General features: G+C 60.9%; 13 protein-coding genes. 5 read left to right on the top strand and 8 right to left on the bottom strand.

Translation table 11 applies throughout. The annotated features are described in order from the left end of the window. Positions 1–42: 42 nt before the first annotated feature. The 7 genes from P0D87_RS17305 to P0D87_RS17275 form a co-directional block, all read right to left on the bottom strand. The gene (locus P0D87_RS17305) at positions 43–807 is read right to left on the bottom strand and encodes a flagellar motor protein (RefSeq protein WP_006049894.1); all 765 of its coding nucleotides are present in this window, start codon (positions 805–807) and stop codon (positions 43–45) included. Between the two features lie 81 nt (positions 808–888). Further along, complete coding sequence (locus tag P0D87_RS17300) at positions 889–2,124, bottom strand: Crp/Fnr family transcriptional regulator (RefSeq protein WP_053860107.1); 1,236 nt, start codon at positions 2,122–2,124, stop codon at positions 889–891. Positions 2,125–2,359: 235 nt separating this feature from the next. Beyond that, the gene (locus P0D87_RS17295) at positions 2,360–3,211 is read right to left on the bottom strand and encodes a carbohydrate ABC transporter permease (RefSeq protein ID WP_006049896.1); all 852 of its coding nucleotides are present in this window, start codon (positions 3,209–3,211) and stop codon (positions 2,360–2,362) included. Between the two features lie 9 nt (positions 3,212–3,220). Beyond that, entirely contained in the window at positions 3,221–4,189 is a 969-nt protein-coding gene (locus P0D87_RS17290) for a carbohydrate ABC transporter permease (protein WP_053860106.1), read from the bottom strand. Between the two features lie 445 nt (positions 4,190–4,634). Next, positions 4,635–5,888 (bottom strand): ABC transporter substrate-binding protein, encoded by a 1,254-nt coding sequence (locus P0D87_RS17285; protein WP_029970154.1) that lies wholly within the window; start codon positions 5,886–5,888, stop codon positions 4,635–4,637. An 89-nt stretch (positions 5,889–5,977) separates the two neighbouring features. Next, positions 5,978–7,963, bottom strand: coding sequence for a beta-galactosidase (locus P0D87_RS17280; protein ID WP_053860105.1), 1,986 nt, complete (start codon positions 7,961–7,963; stop codon positions 5,978–5,980). 11 nt (positions 7,964–7,974) lie between these two features. Beyond that, complete coding sequence (locus tag P0D87_RS17275; RefSeq protein ID WP_171800030.1) at positions 7,975–9,126, bottom strand: ABC transporter ATP-binding protein; 1,152 nt, start codon at positions 9,124–9,126, stop codon at positions 7,975–7,977. A 190-nt stretch (positions 9,127–9,316) separates the two neighbouring features. Between P0D87_RS17275 and P0D87_RS17270 the strand changes: the two genes are divergently transcribed. The 5 genes from P0D87_RS17270 (at position 9,317) to P0D87_RS17250 (ending at position 14,933) form a co-directional block, all read left to right on the top strand. Continuing rightward, a complete protein-coding gene (locus P0D87_RS17270) occupies positions 9,317–10,348 on the top strand; it encodes a LacI family DNA-binding transcriptional regulator (protein WP_006049901.1) in 1,032 nt (343 codons plus the stop codon). Positions 10,349–10,739: 391 nt separating this feature from the next. Continuing rightward, entirely contained in the window at positions 10,740–11,744 is a 1,005-nt protein-coding gene (locus P0D87_RS17265; RefSeq protein ID WP_053860103.1) for a sugar ABC transporter substrate-binding protein, read from the top strand. Between the two features lie 86 nt (positions 11,745–11,830). After that, entirely contained in the window at positions 11,831–12,817 is a 987-nt protein-coding gene (locus P0D87_RS17260; RefSeq protein ID WP_006049903.1) for an ABC transporter permease, read from the top strand. 52 nt (positions 12,818–12,869) lie between these two features. Next, a complete protein-coding gene (locus tag P0D87_RS17255; protein ID WP_006049904.1) occupies positions 12,870–13,667 on the top strand; it encodes an ATP-binding cassette domain-containing protein in 798 nt (265 codons plus the stop codon). Between the two features lie 30 nt (positions 13,668–13,697). Beyond that, complete coding sequence (locus P0D87_RS17250) at positions 13,698–14,933, top strand: ROK family transcriptional regulator (RefSeq protein ID WP_053860102.1); 1,236 nt, start codon at positions 13,698–13,700, stop codon at positions 14,931–14,933. Positions 14,934–14,953: 20 nt separating this feature from the next. Here P0D87_RS17250 and P0D87_RS17245 read toward each other — a convergent pair whose 3' ends face one another. Then, positions 14,954–18,040, bottom strand: a complete 3,087-nt coding sequence (locus P0D87_RS17245; protein WP_053860101.1) for a transglycosylase domain-containing protein — start codon at positions 18,038–18,040, stop codon at positions 14,954–14,956. Positions 18,041–18,223: the final 183 nt, after the last annotated feature.

Here is an 18,223-nt window from a genome sequence, read left to right as displayed (position 1 = left end):
GCAGGTCCGCTATCAGTTGATGCATGACTTTTCTCGACTCGACTAGCCGAGCAATTCGGCGGATCGTTCGCGCACGTCGCCCGCCAAACGCGTTTCGATGGTATGCGGCGATTCCTTGCGCGAGATCGCGAGCAAGCCGTCCAGATACAAGCGCCTGAAACGCAATTCGCTGTCCACCTGCGCGCGGATCTTTCCCGATAGCGGCAGAAATACGAGGTTCGCGAGTCCAAGGCCATACAGCGTGGCGACGAATGCGACCGCAATGCCCTTGCCCAGTTGCGACGGCTCGAGCATATGCCCCGTTACCTGAATCAAACCGAGCACTGCGCCGAGAATACCGAAGGTCGGCGCATAACCGCCCGCCTGTTGCCAGATACGCGCGGCCGCCATGCAATTGCGCTCATAGGCGTCGACTTCGCGCTGCAATGCGTCTTCGAGTACAGCCGTGGAAACGCCGTTCGCGAGCAGTTCGAGACCTCGCTTCGCGAATGGGCTAATGCCTTTCGCGTCGATCGATTCGAACGCCAGCATGCCGTTCAGTTTCGCCTGATCGCCCCATTCGAGCAGAACGGAAAGGCTCTCGCGATCCACTTGCCGCGCCTTCACGAAAGCAAAGCGCAGCAGCTTCACGCCGTCGTAAAACCGTGCCCATGTGTTCTGGATCATCACTGCGCCCAACGTGCCGCCAAGGACAATGACAAACGCCTCCAGTTGAAGCAGCGACGTAAAGTCGCCGCCCTCGAGCGAGAAGCCCGCGACGATCGCCGCGACGCCGAACACTACGCCAAATACCGTCAAAAGATCCATACGTCCTCGCGACCGGCTGCACGAGCCTGCGAATTACAGTTAAAGATTGCGTTCGGCCTTCTAGACCGAACGCAACGGGCGTCAGGATTCGACCGGCGCGGCGTGCGCCGCGGGCGACTTCAGCGCGCGGACGGTATCGATGAAACGCTGCTCGATTTCCACAATCTCGACGGGATCGATCTTGATCTCGCGGCGCATCACCCACGACACTTCTTTCTTTCTCGCTTCGGTCATGACGGCCTGCAGGCGCTCGTCCACCGGCTGTCCGGCTGACGCCGACAGCAGCTTCGCGAGATCGTAGGTATCGAACGCACTCACTGCTTCGAACAGGGTTCGCTGATCGACGAACTCGAGATCGTCGAGCGAATTCAATTCACCCGCACCGCGCGCATTGCGGCGCGAGAAATAGCTGAGGCCTTTCTCTTCGACGTAGTTGAGAACCTTGGTCTTGCGGAACGCGAAGAGGTCTTCGGCAATCTCCGAATGCGAGAGCTTGTTCAGAATCACCTTTCTGTCGACGCCGATCAACGCTTCCAGATCGTCGAGTTCAATCAGTTCGAGTTCGCTGCTGATCGAAACGTCGAGATCGTGATTCGCGACCTGCTGCGCGCGCTCGGTGATTTTCACCGGATCGAACGTGACGAGTTGCCTGCCCACTGCACCGTCGCTCGCCGAATAGCGTCCCGACGTATTGTTCAGCCGCTCTGAGCGTCCCGATTCGATGGAGACCAGATTGAGCTTCTCCATGCGCTTGAGCATCGCCATCACATGCGGGCGCGAATGGCCTGCAATCGCGTTGCACTTCTTGATGACTTCGGGAAGCGGAATCGAGACTTCCTCGTTCTGAGGACGGCGAGCGCGTGCATCGAACCGGTCAGTCGCCTCGGCGCCTGCCATCAACGACAGCACATGCGCGTAGGACAGTACGCCTGGGAGAAAATCGGCATGCGTGTTCGTCGCGAGAATGTCGTCCTTCTTCTTGACGCGCCGTATCATCGTGCGAACGATATGACGCAGAAGCGGCGACACGCGTTCCAGTTCTTCTTCGACGATACCGCCTGCGATAGCCGTCAATTGACAAAAGCTCAATGCCTTGGCGGTGTGCGCTCGCGGCTCGGGCGGCAACAACGCCGCTTCGCCGAAAAACTCGCCCTTGCCGAGCGTGGCGAGAATGACCTTTTTTTCATCGCACTGCGTGGAGATCTCGACTTTGCCATCTGCAATGACGTAGATGACTGCGTCGCCCAAGAAGCCTTCCGAATAGATGACTTCCCCCGGAGCCGCGGTGCGAGTCCATGGCGAGCGTTGTTGGTTCACGATTGCTACCCCCGATGAGCTTTGGTCCAGCGCGTGCCTTTTTTTCAGGCACGAGTCAGTTCGACGGTCTGACTTATTTCACTAGATAACGACAAGCCCTTCCCGATCTTTAATGAGGGGAAACGTGATGATAATTGCGCAAACGTTTGCCAGTCGTACTGGCAAAGCTGGGTGTGCTTCGCGAGACTTATTATTCTTTTGCCGTGGCTTTTTTTAGCGTGAGGCGATCGCCGGTTTAGCCCTTTGTTGCACCGAACGTCAACCCGGCGACAAAGTGTTTTTGCATCGCAAAGAACATGGCCACAGAAGGCAGCGCAGCGAGAATGGAGCCTGCGGAAACGAGGTTCCAGGCAGTCGTCCATTGGCCCTTCAACGCAGCAACGCCGACTGTGATCGGCGCGGCGTCATCGCCTTGCGTCAGACATAACGCCCAGAAGTAATCGTTCCAGACAAAGGTGAAAACCAGGATCGCCAGCGCGGCGAGCGCGGGCCGTATCAGCGGAAGCACGATTTTGAAGAACACGGTCCACTCGTTTGCGCCTTCGATGCGCGCGGCCTCGACGAGTTCGAACGGCAACTGCTTGATGAAGTTGCGCAGGAAAAGCGCGCAAAATCCGGTCTGAAACGAAACATGAAAGAGGATCAGTGCGCTAACCGTATTGAACACGCCGAGTTGCAACGACAGGTCGCGCACCGGAATCATCAGCACCTGCACGGGCACGAAGTTGCCCGCGACAAAGGTGGCGAATAGCGAGGAATTGCCGCGAAAGCGATAGATGGCGAGCGCGAAGCCCGCCATCGCCGCGAGAGCGATCGAGCCGATTACCGCAGGCACGGTAATGAGCACGCTATTCCAGAAGTAATGCAGCATCGGCGAAGTGGTGAGCGCCTCGCGATAGTTGTCGAATAGCGCGAAGTGTTTGGGCCAGCCCCAATAGTTGCCCTCGCTGAGTTCTTCGGTGGACCGCACGGACGTGACGAGCACGGCGATCATCGGCAGAAGCCAGATCAGCAGTGCAATCGGCAAGGTGAGTTTGTAGACGCGGCGCGTGGCCGGTTTCCATTTGTCGATGGGAATTGGAAACATGGTCGCTCCTTATTGCTCGGTGCGCAGCATCCGCCGCAAGTGATAAACGATATACACCAGCATGATGCCGAACAGCACGACGGCCACTGCCGCCGAATAACCAATGCGGTAGTACTTGATCGCCTGGTCGTACATGTAATAGGCGAGTACCGTCGAGCTTTCGAACGGACCGCCACCGGTCATCACCGAGATCAGATCGAAACTGCGCAATGCGCCGATGATCGTGACGACGATTGCCATGAACGTAGTAGGTCGCAATTGCGGAAGAATGACGTGCCACAGCATCGACCAGCCGCGTGCGCCTTCCATGCGCGCGGCCTCTATCTGCTCGGCATTGAGCGATGTGAGTCCGGTCAGATAGAGAATCATGCAATAGGCGGTTTGCGGCCACAGTGCCGCGAATACGATGCCGAAAGTCGCGTAGCGCGGATCGCCGAGTACCGGCACGCCGTGGCCGAGAATCAGCGCGAGCAGGCCGAATGTCGGATCGTAGAACCACGAGAAGATCAGTCCGACGACGACGCCGGACAAGACGAACGGTGCAAAGAACAGCGATTTGACGATACGGATACCGGCCACTGCCTGATTCAGGTAGAGCGCGACGGCGAGTCCCATCGGCGGGGCGAGGAGGAATAGCAGCAACCAGATGACGTTGTTCTTCAACGCGGTATAGAACGTTTGCGCGTTGAACAGTTCGACGTAATTGGCGAGGCCGACGAAAGTCGGCTCCGTCATGCCGTCCCAGTTGAAGAAGCTCAGGCGTATTGTCGAGAGAATCGGCCAGATCACATAAATGGCCACCATCACGCAGGCCGGCGCGAGAAACAGAAAGGCCGCGCGCCGTTGGCGCCTTGCAGTGGGCGAAGGACGGCGGCCGCGCGTGCGGACATTCGGCGCGTGGTCACGCGATGCGGGCAGCGCGGAGCCGCCCGGCTGAACGGGTCCGTCCACGGTGTGACGGGTGACGGAATGCGACAAAGTGATTCTCCTGTCGGTGGGAGTTGGTGCTTTAGCACCTACTCCCACCCCATGCAAAGCTGTCGACCAGAGTTAGCGCTTTAGCTGTCGATCCGGAGTTCGCGCTTTAGCGCGTTACTCCGGTCCCATGCAAAGCTCTTACTCCGGTCCCATGCAAAGCTCTTACTCCGGTCCCATGCAAAGCTGTCGGTGGGAGTTGGTGCTTTAGCTGTCGATCCGGAGTTCGCGCTTTAGCGCGTTACTCCGGTCCCATGCAAAGCTCTTACTCCCACCCCATGCAAAGCTGTCGGTGGGAGTTGGTGCTTTAGCTGTCGATCCGGAGTTCGCGCTTTAGCGCGTTACTCCGGTCCCATGCAAAGCTCTTACTCCCACCCCATGCAAAGCTGTCGACGCGTGTTATCGGCCAAGCAAAAACACCAAGGCGGCCGCCCGACCGCCCCCTTCCCTACTTCTTATAAATCCGCTTCCGCGTCTGCTCCAACTGCGCGAGCACACTATCAAGCTTCGACGGATCGGAAATGAACTGCTGCATGCCCTTCATGCCTTCATCGGCCATTTCCTTTGTCATGTCGCGATCATAGAACTGCGCAATGCCGCCCTTCGTATTCGCAAGAATCTGGAAACCGATCTTCGAAATCGGATCTTCCGGTTCCGGCGACTTGCTGTTCGCCGACAACGATCCAAGCCCCGTGGCGAGCTTCGCGCCGATTTCCGGCGTCTCGACAAATGCGAGGAACGTATGCGCATCCGCCTTGTTCTTCGCTTTCGACGGGATATGCAGCGATTCGACCGGACCATCTTCAGCGGTCGGCACATTGGCGTCGATGATCGGGAACTGGAAGTAGCCCATTTGAGGCTTCACGTTCGCCGGAAAGCCCGCGGTAATGAACGTGCCCATCAGCATCATCGCGGCTTTGCCCTGGAACAGGAACGGCTGCACCGAATCGAGATCGTAAGAGAGCGAGTTGTCGATGAAATAGCCGGCGTCGATCAACTGCTTCCACGTCGTATAAACCTTCTTCACACGCGGATCGGTGTACGCAATCTCGCCCGCCATCAACTTCTGGTGGAATGCGTTGCCGTTCACGCGCAGATCCAGATAATCGAACCATCCGGCGAGCGTCCATGAATCGCGGCCCGCAACGGCAATCGGCGCAATGCCGGCTGCCTTCAACTTCTTGCAGTCGTCGAGAAACTGCTCCCACGTTTTCGGCTCACCGGAAATGCCGGCCTTCTGAAACAGATCCTTGCGATAGAACATGCCCCACGAGTAGTACACCGTGGGCGCCGCATATTGCTTGCCCTTATACGACGAGGCTTCTTTCGTCGACGCATACATGTCGTTCCAGCCGTTCTTCGCCCAATCGCCGCTCAGGTCTTCAAAGAGGCCGCGCTGCGCGTAATAGGCCATGCGTTCGCCGTCATGCCAGTTCACGATGTCGGGCGCGACCGTGGAGAGCCAGCCGGGCAACTGCACCTTGTAGGCTTCTTCGTCGATAAACGATACCTTCACGTCAATGCCAGGATGCGCCTTCTTGAAGTCGTCGACCACCGACTGCCACACCGCGCGCTGGCTCGCGCCCTTGAACGCGATGTTCGCAGTCAGCGTGCCGGCCTGCGCAGTACTGACAACGGACGTTCCGAGCGCAGCCGCAGCGAGCGCGAGTGTCAGCAGAACCTTGCGTGGTTTCATTTTCATGCTACCTGTCTCCTTTATTCCTTGATTTTGCGTCGTTGTCGTTACTGCATGGAATTCCGGCTTGCCAATCGTCCCGTTACCCGAACCGGTCATTTCGATCGATACGCTGCCACGCCCTGTGGTTCGACTGCGCGCGAACCGATAATGAACGCGTCGTCTGCCACATCGGCGATGGTGTGTGCGCAATCGCCGTAGTTGAACACATAGGTCAGCGCACCACGCCGGCTGATGCGTACGCTTTCGCCGAGCGGCATCGTTTGAATGCCTGCCTGCTGTGCGATTTGCGCAAAAAGCCGAACCGTCAGCGCGTCGTCGAACAGGCTTGCAAAGTAATGGAACGCGCCGCTTCGCACATACGCTGGGTGGCCGTCCGCGAAACGCGCGAGCACGTCGAATGAATTCGTGCCATTGCTTTCGATGAAATCGCGCCAGTGACGCGCGACGCCCTCTCCGGCATTCGCGGTTTGTGTGCCATCGAGCAGCACAGGTTCGGTCACATTCGGCCGCATCGATTCGACGCGCCATACTCGCAACGGCAATACATCAGCGAGCGGGCCTGGCGGAAGATTCGCCGGGATCTGCAAGTCCTGAGTCTTAGAACCGGTACGCGGCCCGAGCACCACTTGCGCGCCCGACTTCGCGAGGCGCGCGGCAAGATCAGCAGACACGACCGGCAACGGCGGCACGACGATCAGACTGTAGCCGTCCAGCGATGCATCGACCGGCACGACATCCACATCGAGACCTAGTGCGCGCAATGCCGAGTAGTACTCGAATGCAAAGCGCGGATAGTGAAAGTCCGCACCCTGCGGATGAATCTCGAAGAGCCACTTCGCCTCATAGTCGTAAATGAGCGCGACTTTCGAACGAATCGCGGCATCTGCGTCGGCGTTCGCCGCGAGTACAGTGCCGATTTCCTCGGCCACGCGCGCGGCCTCGCTACCGCCCACGTCGAGGCGGTTATCCGGCGTATTCAGACCCGCATGCATCTGCTCCTGCGCAAACGGCGCCTGACGCCAGCGGAAATACGACACGCAACCCGCGCCATGCGCAAACGCCTCCCAACTCCACAAACGCACCATGCCAGGCAGCGGCGCGGGATTCCACATCGCCCAGTTCACTGGACCCGGCTGCTGCTCCATCACCCAGAACGGCAGCTTCGACATGCCGCGGTACACGTCGTGATTGAACGACGCAAAGTCGGGATGACCGCTGCGCAGCCAGCGCGCTTTCATGTCCGGCGCAAACCATTGCTCTTCGAGTGCGCCGAGCGGATAGCTGTCCCACGCGGCGACGTCGAGATCGGCGGCAACTTTGTAGTGATCGAACTCGGTGAAGAGCTGCATGAAGTTGTGCGCGATCGGCCGCCCCGGCGAATGCGCGCGAATGATCTCGACCTGCATGCGGTTATAGCGCGCGACTTCATCGGAAGCGAAGCGCCGGTAATCGAGCCGATGCGAAGGATGCGCTTCGGTCACGGTGGCGACGGGGGCGTCGATCTCGTCGAAACTGCGGTACTCCATGCTCCAGAACACGGTGCCCCACGCGCGATTCAATGCGTCGACAGTTTGATAGCGCGCTTTCAGCCACTCGCGAAAGCGCTCTACTGCCGCGGGCGAATAACTGACTACCGTGTGATGGCAACCAAATTCGTTATCGGTCTGCCAGTAACGAACGGCCGGATGCTTGCCATAACGCTCGGCAATTGCAGTGCAAATCTTCTGCGACGCCGCGAAATACGACGGCGACGAAAAGTCATAGTGACGACGCGAACCGAACGCGCGCGGCCGGCCATCGGCGCCAATCGGCAAGATGTCCGGATGACGGTCGATCAGCCACTTCGGCGGCGTCGCGGTCGGCGTGCACATTACAACCTGCAGACCGGCCGCGCCGAGTACTTCGATCGCGCGATCGAGCCACGCCCAATCATATTCACCGGGCGTCGGTTCAATGCGGCTCCATGCGAACTCGGCTATTCGCACCTGTTCGATGCCGAGTGCTTTCATCCGGCGCGCGTCGTCTTCCCACATCGACTCTGGCCAGTGTTCCGGGTAGTAGCAGACTCCAAGGCGCATCCGAATGTCCTTTATGCGTAGTGTTCGACGGATTCCAGCGAAGCGGCGGCAAAGCCGTCTTCGGTAAACAAATGCGTGGCGTGGCGCGGCACACGCAAATGCGCGCGATCTCCCGGCGCGAGATGCGTGTCGCCCGGCGCCTTTGCGATCAGCGTGAAGCCGCCAGGCTGATCGAGATGCACGTAGCTGTGTTCGCCGAGTTGTTCGACGAGCGAAACCGTGCGCGTGAGCACCGCTTCATCCTGAAGCGAAGACGTATCGATGAATTCAAGGTGCTCCGGACGCACGCCAAGCGTCACCGGTTGGGCGACCTCGAGCGCGGCGCCATCCACGGGCACGCGTACGTTTTCGAGCGTCGTGTCGAGCGTCACGATTACGCCTTGCGCGTCGACGGAAGCAACCCGTCCCGGCAAAAAGTTCATGCGTGGAGAACCGATAAAGCCGGCCACAAAGCGGCTTTTCGGACGGTGATACAACTCGAGCGGCGCGCCGATTTGCGCGATGCTGCCGTAGCGCTCGGTGTCTTTGCCCGCATGCAGCAACACGATCTTGTCCGCGAGCGTCATCGCTTCGATCTGATCGTGCGTGACATACACCACGCTCGCCTTCGCAAACTGCTTATGCAGCCGCGCGATTTCAATGCGAGTCTGACCGCGCAGTGTTGCGTCGAGATTGGAAAGCGGTTCGTCGAATAGAAACACGCCGGGCTGGCGCACGATTGCGCGGCCAATTGCAACGCGTTGACGCTGACCGCCCGAGAGTGCTTTCGGCCTGCGTTCGAGCAGTGCTTCGAGTTGCAAAACGCGCGCGGCTTCGCGTACCTTGCGGTCGATTTCTTCCTTGGGAGTTTTGGCGAGCTTCAATCCAAAGGCCATGTTCTCGAACACGGTCATATGCGGAAAGAGCGCATAGCTCTGAAACACCATAGCGACGCCGCGCTGTGCGGCCGGCACGTCGTTCATGATCTTTCCGCCGATCGACAAGTCGCCGTCGGTGAGATCTTCGAGCCCCGCGATCATGCGCAGCAAGGTGGACTTGCCGCAGCCCGAGGGGCCGAGAAAAACGCAGAATTCGTTCTCGCCGATTTCCAGATCGACGTCGCGAATCACCGGCGCGCCGTCGCCATACGCTTTCTGTACGCCTCTTAACGAAATGCTCGCCATCGCATCGACTCCGTGATTTAATCGGCTCGACGACGGAGATTAAGCGCTTAATCAGCAGGACCTAAAAAATCGATCGCATGCGATCGCCGGTCCTTGCCTGTCTCCATGTCGTTTTGTCTGTGCGACAGATGGTGCCGTGCCTTGCGCTTTGATGCAAATGCCGGGTAATCATCCCAAATAATGACGATCTATGCCCACACTCAGCGAAGTTGCGCGCCACGCGGGCGTGACGCCCGCCACCGTTTCGAACGTGCTGCGCAATCGCGGCCGCGTCGGCGAAGCGACGCGTCAACGCGTACTCGAAGCCGTCGATGCCCTCGGCTATCGCCCGCATCTTGCCGCTCGCGCGCTGGCCGAAGGCCGCGCGCCGACGCTCGCGTTGATGGTGTCGAGCATCGCCAATCCGTTTTATCCGGAGTTCGCGCTCGCCGTCGAACGCGCGGCGCGTACGAGCGGCCATTTCGTCATCATTTGCAATACTAACGAAGATCCGGTGACGGGCCGCGCCTACCTCGATCAGATTGCCGGCACGCTGTCCGAGGGCGTGCTGGTGACGAACGCGAACCTCGAACTCGCCGACCTTCATGTGACCGAATCGCGCGGTACGCCCGTGGTTTTATGCATGTGGGAGCGGCCCGACGATCCGCCGGGCTTGCCCTGCGTCGCCGTCGACTTTCGTCTGGCCGGCGAGCTTGCCGGCAAACATCTGCTCGAGTTGGGACATCGGCGGATAGGCGCGATTGTCGGCAGCAAGGCGTCCGGCGTTCACGCGACGCGCTATGAAGGTTTCGTCGATGCACTGCGCGCGGCCGGCGTGCGCAGGAACCGCGTCCGACATGCAGCGGATACGATCCACGGTGGCTACACGGCGGCGCGCGCGTTGCTCGAAGCCGACCCGCAACTCACTGCGATCTTCGCGACCAACGACCTGCCGGCGCTCGGCGCGATGCATGCCGCCGCGGACCTGGGCCTCGCGGTGCCCGGGGATTTGTCGGTTGTCGGCATCACCGATATTCAACTCGCTCGCGAATCGCGACCCGCGTTGACCACGGTCGCGGTGCCGACCGTCGAAGTGGCCGGACTCGCGGTGTCGCTGCTGCGCGAGTTGATCGAGTCGTCGTATGGGCAGAACGCACGCGGCAAAACGAAAGTGCCGATGCGCGTTTCGTCCGCGCCGCAACTCGTGGTGCGAGCGTCGAGCGGCACGCCGCGCTCGCGTTGATTTTCCCCTCGCACCGCTGCAAACGGAGCGAAGCATGCGCGGCTTTTAGTCGCTAACGCATGCCTTTTAGCTTTCAGACAACTTTCACCGCAGCCAGGACTTTCCCCAATCGGCGTCACTCAACGCTGCATCGCATCACCGCCGGAGAGCCCGACCCCGTATGGCTTTGCGCGCCTAGACGTGATTCGCCGCACTCTCACCCCCGCTCACGAGATTCCTTGACGCGCCCGTTCGCGCCTGCTGTACTAAATCAACCAAAGTGATTTAGGCGGCTTCTTTCGACCTCAGATCACGGTTGGAATCAGCCGCCGTTCGGGTTGCGCCGCGCAGCGTTCGCATGTGCAACCGCCGGCAGTTCAAACGTCGTTGCCAATAACTGGAGGAGCGTCCCATGAATCTGAATTCCCGCAGGCTTCCTGTCGCCAGGAAAATCGTCTCCATGTGCGTCGCGGCGTCGGCGGTCTGGTGCACGAGCGCGAGCCAGGCAGCCGACCAGCCGGTCGTCGGCCTCATCACGAAGACCGACACGAACCCGTTTTTCGTGAAGATGAAGCAAGGCGCGGAAGCGGCTGCGTCGAAAGACGGCGCGAAGCTGATTACCGCCGCAGGCCGCTTCGACGGCGATAACGCGAGCCAGGTGACCGCGATCGAAAACATGATGACGGCCGGCGCAAAAGCGATTCTGATCACGCCGAGCGACACCAAAGCGATCGTGCCGAGCATCAAGAAAGCGCGCGCGGCCGGCGTGATGGTGGTCGCGCTCGACACGCCGACCGATCCGCAGGACGCCACCGACGCCCTCTTCGCCACCGACAACTTCAAGGCCGGCGTGCTGATCGGCAAGTACGCGAAAGCCGCGTTGAACGGCAAGCCCGCGAAGATCGCCACGCTCGACCTCGCGCCAGGCGTGTCGGTCGGCGTGCTGCGTCATAACGGATTTCTCGAAGGCTTCGGCGTGAAGGAAGGCGACGCGTCGATCGTGTGCAGCCAGGACACGCGCGGCGATCAGGCGAAAGGCCAGACCGCGATGGAAAACTGCTTGCAGAAAGCGCCGGACATCAACGTGGTTTACACGATCAACGAGCCGGCAGCCGCGGGCGCGTACCGCGCGTTGAAAGCGGCGGGCAAGGACAAGAGCGTGATGATCGTCTCCATCGACGGCGGCTGTGAAGGCGTGCGCAACGTGAAGGCCGGCTCGATTGCCGCGACCTCGCAACAGTATCCGTTGAAGATGGCCTCGCTCGGCGTGACGGCGGGCGTCGACTACGCCAAGACCGGCAAGAAGGTCACGGGCTATCAGGACACGGGCGTGACGCTGATCACCGACAAGCCGATGTCCGGCATCGACAGCAAGGACACGAAGTTCGGTGTCGACAACTGCTGGGGCAACAAGTAACGCGCACTGCACGGCGGCCCACGTACGGGCCGCCGAACGATTCGCCGCGCGGCGCCTGCCGCGCTCATGTCTCGAGGTCATCCATCATGTCGACTCCCTCCGCGCCCGCGGGCCATCCGCGCCATTTCTCCGACCGTCTGCCGTCGCTCGCCGAAGTCGGGCCGCTCATCGCGCTCGTGCTGGCTTGTGCATTCTTCATTTCGCAAAGCAGCCGGTTCCTGTCGTTCCAGAACCTCTCGCTGATTCTTCAGCAGACGATGGTCGTCGCCGTCATCGCAATCGGTCAGACGCTGATCGTGCTGACCGGCGGCATCGATCTCTCATGCGGGATGGTGATGGCGTTCGGCTCCATCATCATGACGAAGTTCGCCGTCACGCTCGGCCTGCCGCCGGCCGTCGCGATTCTTTGCGGTATCGCCGCGAGCACATTGTTCGGCGTGCTCAATGGCGTGCTGATCACGCGCATCAAACTGCCCGCGTTCATCGTCACGCTCGGCACGCTGAACATTGCGTTCGCGCTCACGCAGATCTATTCGAATGCGGAAAGCGTGTCGAATCTGCCGGACGCGATCATGTTCTTCGGCAACACGTTCAAGCTCGGTCCCGCCGATGTCACGTACGGCACCGTCCTCACGCTGCTGATGTATCTGGCCACATGGTTCGTGCTGCGCGACACGGTTCCTGGGCGGCACCTGTATGCGCTCGGCAATAACGCCGAGGCCGCGCGGCTGATGGGCTTGTCGTCGCAGAAGATCCTGCTCACCGTGTACACATTGGCGGGCGCGATCTATGGCGTCGCGGCGCTGCTGTCTGTATCGCGTACCGGCGTGGGCGATCCGCAAGCGGGGCAAACGGAGAATCTCGACAGCATTACCGCGGTGGTGCTCGGCGGCACGAGTCTTTTCGGCGGACGCGGTTCGATTTCCGGCACGCTGCTCGGTGCGCTGATTGTCGGCGTGTTTCGAAACGGCCTGACACTGATCGGCGTTTCTTCGGTCTACCAGGTATTGATCACCGGCATGCTGGTGATTCTCGCGGTGGCCGCGGACAAACTTTCTCATCGCCGCGGTTAAGCACAGCACCGCCAACATCTTGCATGCAGGTCCGGACCGACAGGAGCCCGTGATGTCGACAACTACTTCCGCTTCTTCCCCGCTGCCCGTTTTACAGGCGCGTGGGCTCGTCAAACGTTATGGCAATGTGACCGCGCTCGACGGCTGCGATTTCGAGGTGCTGCCCGGCGAAATTCTCGCGGTGATCGGCGATAACGGCGCAGGCAAATCGTCCTTGATCAAGGCGCTGTCCGGCGCGACCGTGCCCGACGAAGGCGAGATTCTGCTCGACGGCAAGCCCGTCAAATTCCGCAGCCCGCTCGATGCACGCGCGCAAGGCATCGAGACCGTCTATCAGGAACTCGCGGTCGCGCCCGCGATGAGCATCGCCGAAAATCTCTTTCTCGCGCGCGAATTGGTGAAGCCCGGCTGGCGCGGCTCGATCTTCAAGATGATCGACAAGCGCCGCATGCTGGAGGAAGCGACTGCGCATATGAAAGACCTGCAAATCGGCATCCGCTCGATGCGCCAGGCCGTCGAAACATTGTCGGGCGGTCAGCGCCAGGGCGTCGCGGTCGCGCGCAGTGCGGCATTCGCGCGACACGTCGTGATTCTCGACGAGCCCACCGCCGCGCTCGGCGTGAAGGAAGGCAACATGGTGCTGGAACTGATTCGCCGTGTGCGCGACCGCGGGCTGCCGGTGATTCTCATCAGCCACAACATGCCGCACGTATTCGAAGTCGCGGACCGCATTCATATTCAGCGGCTCGGCCGGCGCGCCGCGCTCGTCAATACGAAAGACGTGCATATGTCCGAGGCCGTTGCAATCATGACGGGCGCGAAAGAAGCCGACGTCAAGGCGATTGCATGATGCAGTCACTTCGCTGAGGGGCTCATCGTCATGGATACCACGGGCATGCGCCCGCCCCTCAAACGCACGGTCGGCTCAAACCAGGTCGGCATGCGGCAATTCAACGAACGCATCGTGCTGCAGGCGATCCGCTTGCACGGGCCGCTGCCGAAAGCCGACGTTGGCCGCCTGACACGTCTTTCGATGCAGACGGTGTCGATGATCGTCGACCGTTTGATCGACGACGGTCTGCTGGAAAAGCAGGCGCGCGTGCGTGGCAGGATCGGGCAGCCGTCGGTGCCGATTGCGTTGCGTGCGGACGGTGCCTATACGATCGGCATCAAGGTCGGGCGCCGCAGCCTCGACGTGCTGGCGATGGATTTCGCGGGCCGCGTTGTGTGCCGCGACGTGTTCGAGTATCCGTATCCCGATCCGCGCACGCTGTTTCCAGCGCTTGAAACAAGGCTCGCGCGCGTGAATCAGACGCTCGGCGCGAGTGCAAGCAAAGTCGTCGGCGTGGGCGTGGCCGCGCCGTTATGGCTCGGCGGCTGGCGCGATCTGCTCGGCGCGCCGCCCGACGCGCTGGATGCGCTCGATGCATGGCACGAGATCGACTTGCGCGCGCGCATCGCGACCATGACGGGCCTGCCGGTGGAATTCTCGAAGGACACCACCGCCGCCTGTGCCGCCGAACTCGTGATGGGCCAAGGGCGCGGCATCCACAATTTTTTGTATCTGTTCGTGGGCACGTTCATCGGCGGCGGACTCGTAATCGACGGCCGCTTGCATGGCGGACCGCACGACAACGCGGGCGCCGTCGGCTCCATTCCGCTGCGCGAAGGCAGCGCGCGCAAGCCCGCGCGGCAACTGCTGCACGCGGCATCGGGCTTCGTGCTCGAACGCCTGTTGAGTGAAGCGGGCAAGCCGGCTGCGGCCGCGCACGATCATCGCGCGTTATCGCCGGACATGTGGCGGCACACCGAGGAATGGCTCGATAGCGCGTGCCCCGCGATTGCCAACGCGCTCACGAATGCGGCAGCGCTGCTGGATCTCGAAGCAGTGGTGATCGACGGTGAACTCGACCGGCAAATGGTGCGCGAAATCATTCGTCGCACGGAGCGCGTGCTCGATCGATTCGAGTGGGAAGGAATGGTGCGTCCGCAACTATTGGAAGGCGCAATCGGCGCCGACGCGCGTGCGATGGGCGGCGCAATACTGCCGCTCTACGCGCACTTCGCGCCGGTGCATGAACTCTTTCTCAAGCCGGCGACCGAGTCCGCTTATTGATTTGCAGCGACGCGTTCAGTTTATTGCGCCGCGACTCTCTTCACGGAGACCGAAGCGGTCTTTGCGGGCGCGGACTCGAGCAACGGTTGCAGCGCGGGCGCCATCGACTTCAGCAATTGCACCGAAAGCGCACTCGTGAACTCGTAGCGTGCGGCATACGGTTCGTGTACCCAGGCAGTCAGCGTGCCGTAAAAGCGGTCGCCGATAGCGAACACGAACGTCGCGCTGCGATTCACCTTGCGCGATTCGATGAGGCGCGCGCCTTTGGCAAATACGTTGAAGCGCTGATCGCCGGTGCCGGTCTTGCCGTAAACTTCCATAGTCCGGCCGTCGGGGAACGTGATGCCTTGCGCGAGACGCCGCGCCGTGCCGCCCGTCACCACATCGCGCAACATGCCTTTTACCGTTCCCGCTATTTCCGGCGAAAGCTGCTGTTGCGGCGCGGTTGCCGCGCGGCGGAAATGCGTTTCGTATGGCGTGTCTTTCGCGAAGTCCAGTTGCGTGATGCTTTCGGTCGGCACCTTGTTGCCGTCGTTCGCAATCAGGCCGATCAGTTGCGCGAGCGCGGCGGGCCTGTCACCCGACGCGCCGATTGCCGCTGCATACGAAGGCGTCAGCGTCTCGAACGGATAGCCGAGCGCCTGCCACGATTTGCCGATGGCCTCGTAGGCGCGCAATTCGACCATGCGTTTGATGCGGCGATCCTGCGTCGCGTGATAGCGCGTTTTGAAGAGCCACGAATAGGTCTGCAAACGCACGTCGCCGCTTGCGTTCTGTATTTCGTTGAGCGTGGCGTTCGGATGCTCGCGCAGATAATTGAGCGTCCACAACTCCAGCGGATGCACGCTCGCGATATAGCCGCGGTCATTTAGATTGAAGCGGTCGATTCCGTATTTGGCGTAGAGCTTTGCGAGGTCTTCATCGTCGAGTATCGAGGCGGCCGGCGTGTTTCTCAGCGCAGCGCGCATCTTCTCGTTGAACCACGCGTTGGACTCGTCGGGCGCGACGCTGCGCAATACGGTCGCGACTTTCGGCGGCGATTTGCGCACGCCGAGCAGCAACAAAGCGAGCGCCTGGTCGCGCGTCTTGCCGTGATACTTCGTATAGAACCGGTGCATGTATACGCGGCTTTCCTGATCGGCGAAACGCGTCAGATACATCTTGCGAATCGCGGGATCGTTTAGCCACTGCGACGAAGGCCCGGTCGTCTGCACCATCTCATAGTGAACGATGTCGCGCATCATCCGCACGAACACGAGATTCACCGAATGCTGGAACGCGCGACGAACCGTGAGAATGCGGCTGTTGTCGTCGGAATCGAAATTGTTAAAGCTCTGCGCGCCGCCGCCTGTGTAGAACGTTTCGCCGGGACTCGCCGAGTATTTGCGTTCGACGGCCGCATCGAGCATGGGTTGCAATGAGCGGTCACGTGTATGCGACAAGTAGTCGAGCGCCCAGCGCGTCAATTGATCGTTTGGATCGGGCTTGATGGCTTTCAGCTCCGTCGCGCTCAGAGCGGCGTAACGGCCATGCAGTTGAGAGACGATCTGCAAATACGTCACCATGGTGCGCAGTTTCGCGGTGGAACCGAGATTGAGCCGCGCGCCGGAATTGATGTCGAACGGCTGGTTCACGCTGTCCGTTTGCACTCGCACGAGGTTCGCGCCGTCGCGCCGCTCGAATAGTGTGAAGCTGTAGGCGATTTTCGACGGATCGTCGGACGCGCGCAGCATTTCGAAACCGACCAGACCCGCGGCCTTCGCGCCCTCGCGTGTGGCGGCGGCGGCAAGCCTCTCGCTCACGGCCTGTTGCACGGCATTGTTGAGCGTGCCCGTGGCTTGCAGGTCGAGCCGGTCAAGTTCGTAGAAGCTCGGAATGCCGAGCGCCGCGAGCAGATTCGAGCGCATCGACGTGACGGCTTTGCGCGACACGAACGAGCCCGTGTTTTGGGCGGGTTTTGGCGCGCGGTGCAACTGCACGTTCGTCGACAGCGCCGCATCGCGCAGCGCGGCGGAAATCACGCCGCCACTCGCGAGCAAGCGCAAATAGCTGTCCGTCAGCCGCTCGAGTTCGGGATAGCCGCGATGCAGGAAATACGACGGCGCGCGCTGCGCGATCATCAACGACAGTACTTCGCGGAAGGCTTCTCCTTGCGCCGCCAAATTCTCTTCACTTGAAGGCGAGGCGAGTATGCGGTTCACCTCTGCGAAATCGCGGCCGTACCATGCGGCGAGGCCGTCGCCCATGCCGTTGATTTCGCCGATGCCGGGTTGCGCGGCCAACGGCACCGAATTCAGGTAATGCACGACGATCTGCTGACGTGCGGGCATCGTTTGAGGGCCGTTCAGATAGGCACGCACAGAAGCGGATGCAATCTGCCGCAGCTTTTCCGGAGGCGTTGCAGTGCGGCCGCCCGCCGAGTGGCGGAATTTTTCGATCTGCGTGGCGAGCGTGCTGCCGCCAGGCGTCGGCTGATGATGATTGAATACGCGCGCGCCCTGATCGGCCAGCGCGCGGCTAAAGCGTCCCCAGTCGATAGCCGGATTACGGTTCGGCTGGTTCGGATCGAGCAGATAGCGGTCTTCGATAAAGAGCAGCGAATTGACTATGACGGGCGGAATCGCCTCGAAGCTCGCATAGGCGCGGCCTGGAAAATTCGCGCTGAAAAGCGCTGCGCCGGTGCCGTCGAAGAGTTGCAAACCGGCCTGGTCTTTCTCGGCATACGGCAGAAAAAGACTTCTGTCCGCGAGCGAAAGCATGCGTTCCGAATCGCGCGCCTGCGCGGTGATTTCGAAGCCGCGTTGCAGCAGGCGCTGCTGGATGGACGGCAGCAGCGCGTAACCGAGGCGCGTGTCGTAAGGGCCTTTATCGGTTTCGGGGAAGCGAATGGAATGACTGGGGCCGTCGTCGACCGTGAAACCGACGTCGCGGGTCAGTTCGGACAGATAGTGCGCTTGCAGCCGGGACGTTTCTATTTCGAGCTGGCATAAGCGTGCAAGCCACGCCAAGCCCAGCAACAACGCCGCCGCCAGCGCCCATTTGATCCACTTGCGCACCGGGCTGGTGCCGGTGGCGCGAAGCGGAAACCGAACCGATGGCCGATTCATGACTGCTCTCCCCGAACGGGCGCCAGGCTCGTAAATCCGGCACCCTTTAAGGAGTTTAGCTCGGACGCCCGCACGCAATTGGTTCGGATAAACCCCCAGTGTCGCGGCTACAACACCCGCTGCGGCGACATAGCAAAGTGCGAATTACCGTGCGATATTTAAGGTCTGCGCGATGTCGGCCGC

This window comes from Paraburkholderia sp. RL17-368-BIF-A (genome assembly GCF_046054045.1).
Taxonomy (GTDB): Bacteria; Pseudomonadota; Gammaproteobacteria; order Burkholderiales; family Burkholderiaceae; genus Paraburkholderia; species Paraburkholderia graminis.
This window is presented reverse-complemented; position numbering and strand designations above follow the sequence as displayed.

Coding starts and splice junctions, on each gene's coding strand:
- P0D87_RS17305 (WP_006049894.1), bottom strand. CDS start 807: ATGGATCTTTTGACGGTATTTGGCGTAGTGTTCGGCGTCGCGGCGATC.
- P0D87_RS17295 (WP_006049896.1), bottom strand. CDS start 3,211: ATGTTTCCAATTCCCATCGACAAATGGAAACCGGCCACGCGCCGCGTC.
- P0D87_RS17285 (WP_029970154.1), bottom strand. CDS start 5,888: ATGAAAATGAAACCACGCAAGGTTCTGCTGACACTCGCGCTCGCTGCG.
- P0D87_RS17280 (WP_053860105.1), bottom strand. CDS start 7,963: ATGCGCCTTGGAGTCTGCTACTACCCGGAACACTGGCCAGAGTCGATG.
- P0D87_RS17275 (WP_171800030.1), bottom strand. CDS start 9,126: ATGGCGAGCATTTCGTTAAGAGGCGTACAGAAAGCGTATGGCGACGGC.
- P0D87_RS17270 (WP_006049901.1), top strand. CDS start 9,317: ATGCCCACACTCAGCGAAGTTGCGCGCCACGCGGGCGTGACGCCCGCC.
- P0D87_RS17265 (WP_053860103.1), top strand. CDS start 10,740: ATGAATCTGAATTCCCGCAGGCTTCCTGTCGCCAGGAAAATCGTCTCC.
- P0D87_RS17260 (WP_006049903.1), top strand. CDS start 11,831: ATGTCGACTCCCTCCGCGCCCGCGGGCCATCCGCGCCATTTCTCCGAC.
- P0D87_RS17255 (WP_006049904.1), top strand. CDS start 12,870: ATGTCGACAACTACTTCCGCTTCTTCCCCGCTGCCCGTTTTACAGGCG.
- P0D87_RS17250 (WP_053860102.1), top strand. CDS start 13,698: ATGGATACCACGGGCATGCGCCCGCCCCTCAAACGCACGGTCGGCTCA.
- P0D87_RS17245 (WP_053860101.1), bottom strand. CDS start 18,040: ATGAATCGGCCATCGGTTCGGTTTCCGCTTCGCGCCACCGGCACCAGC.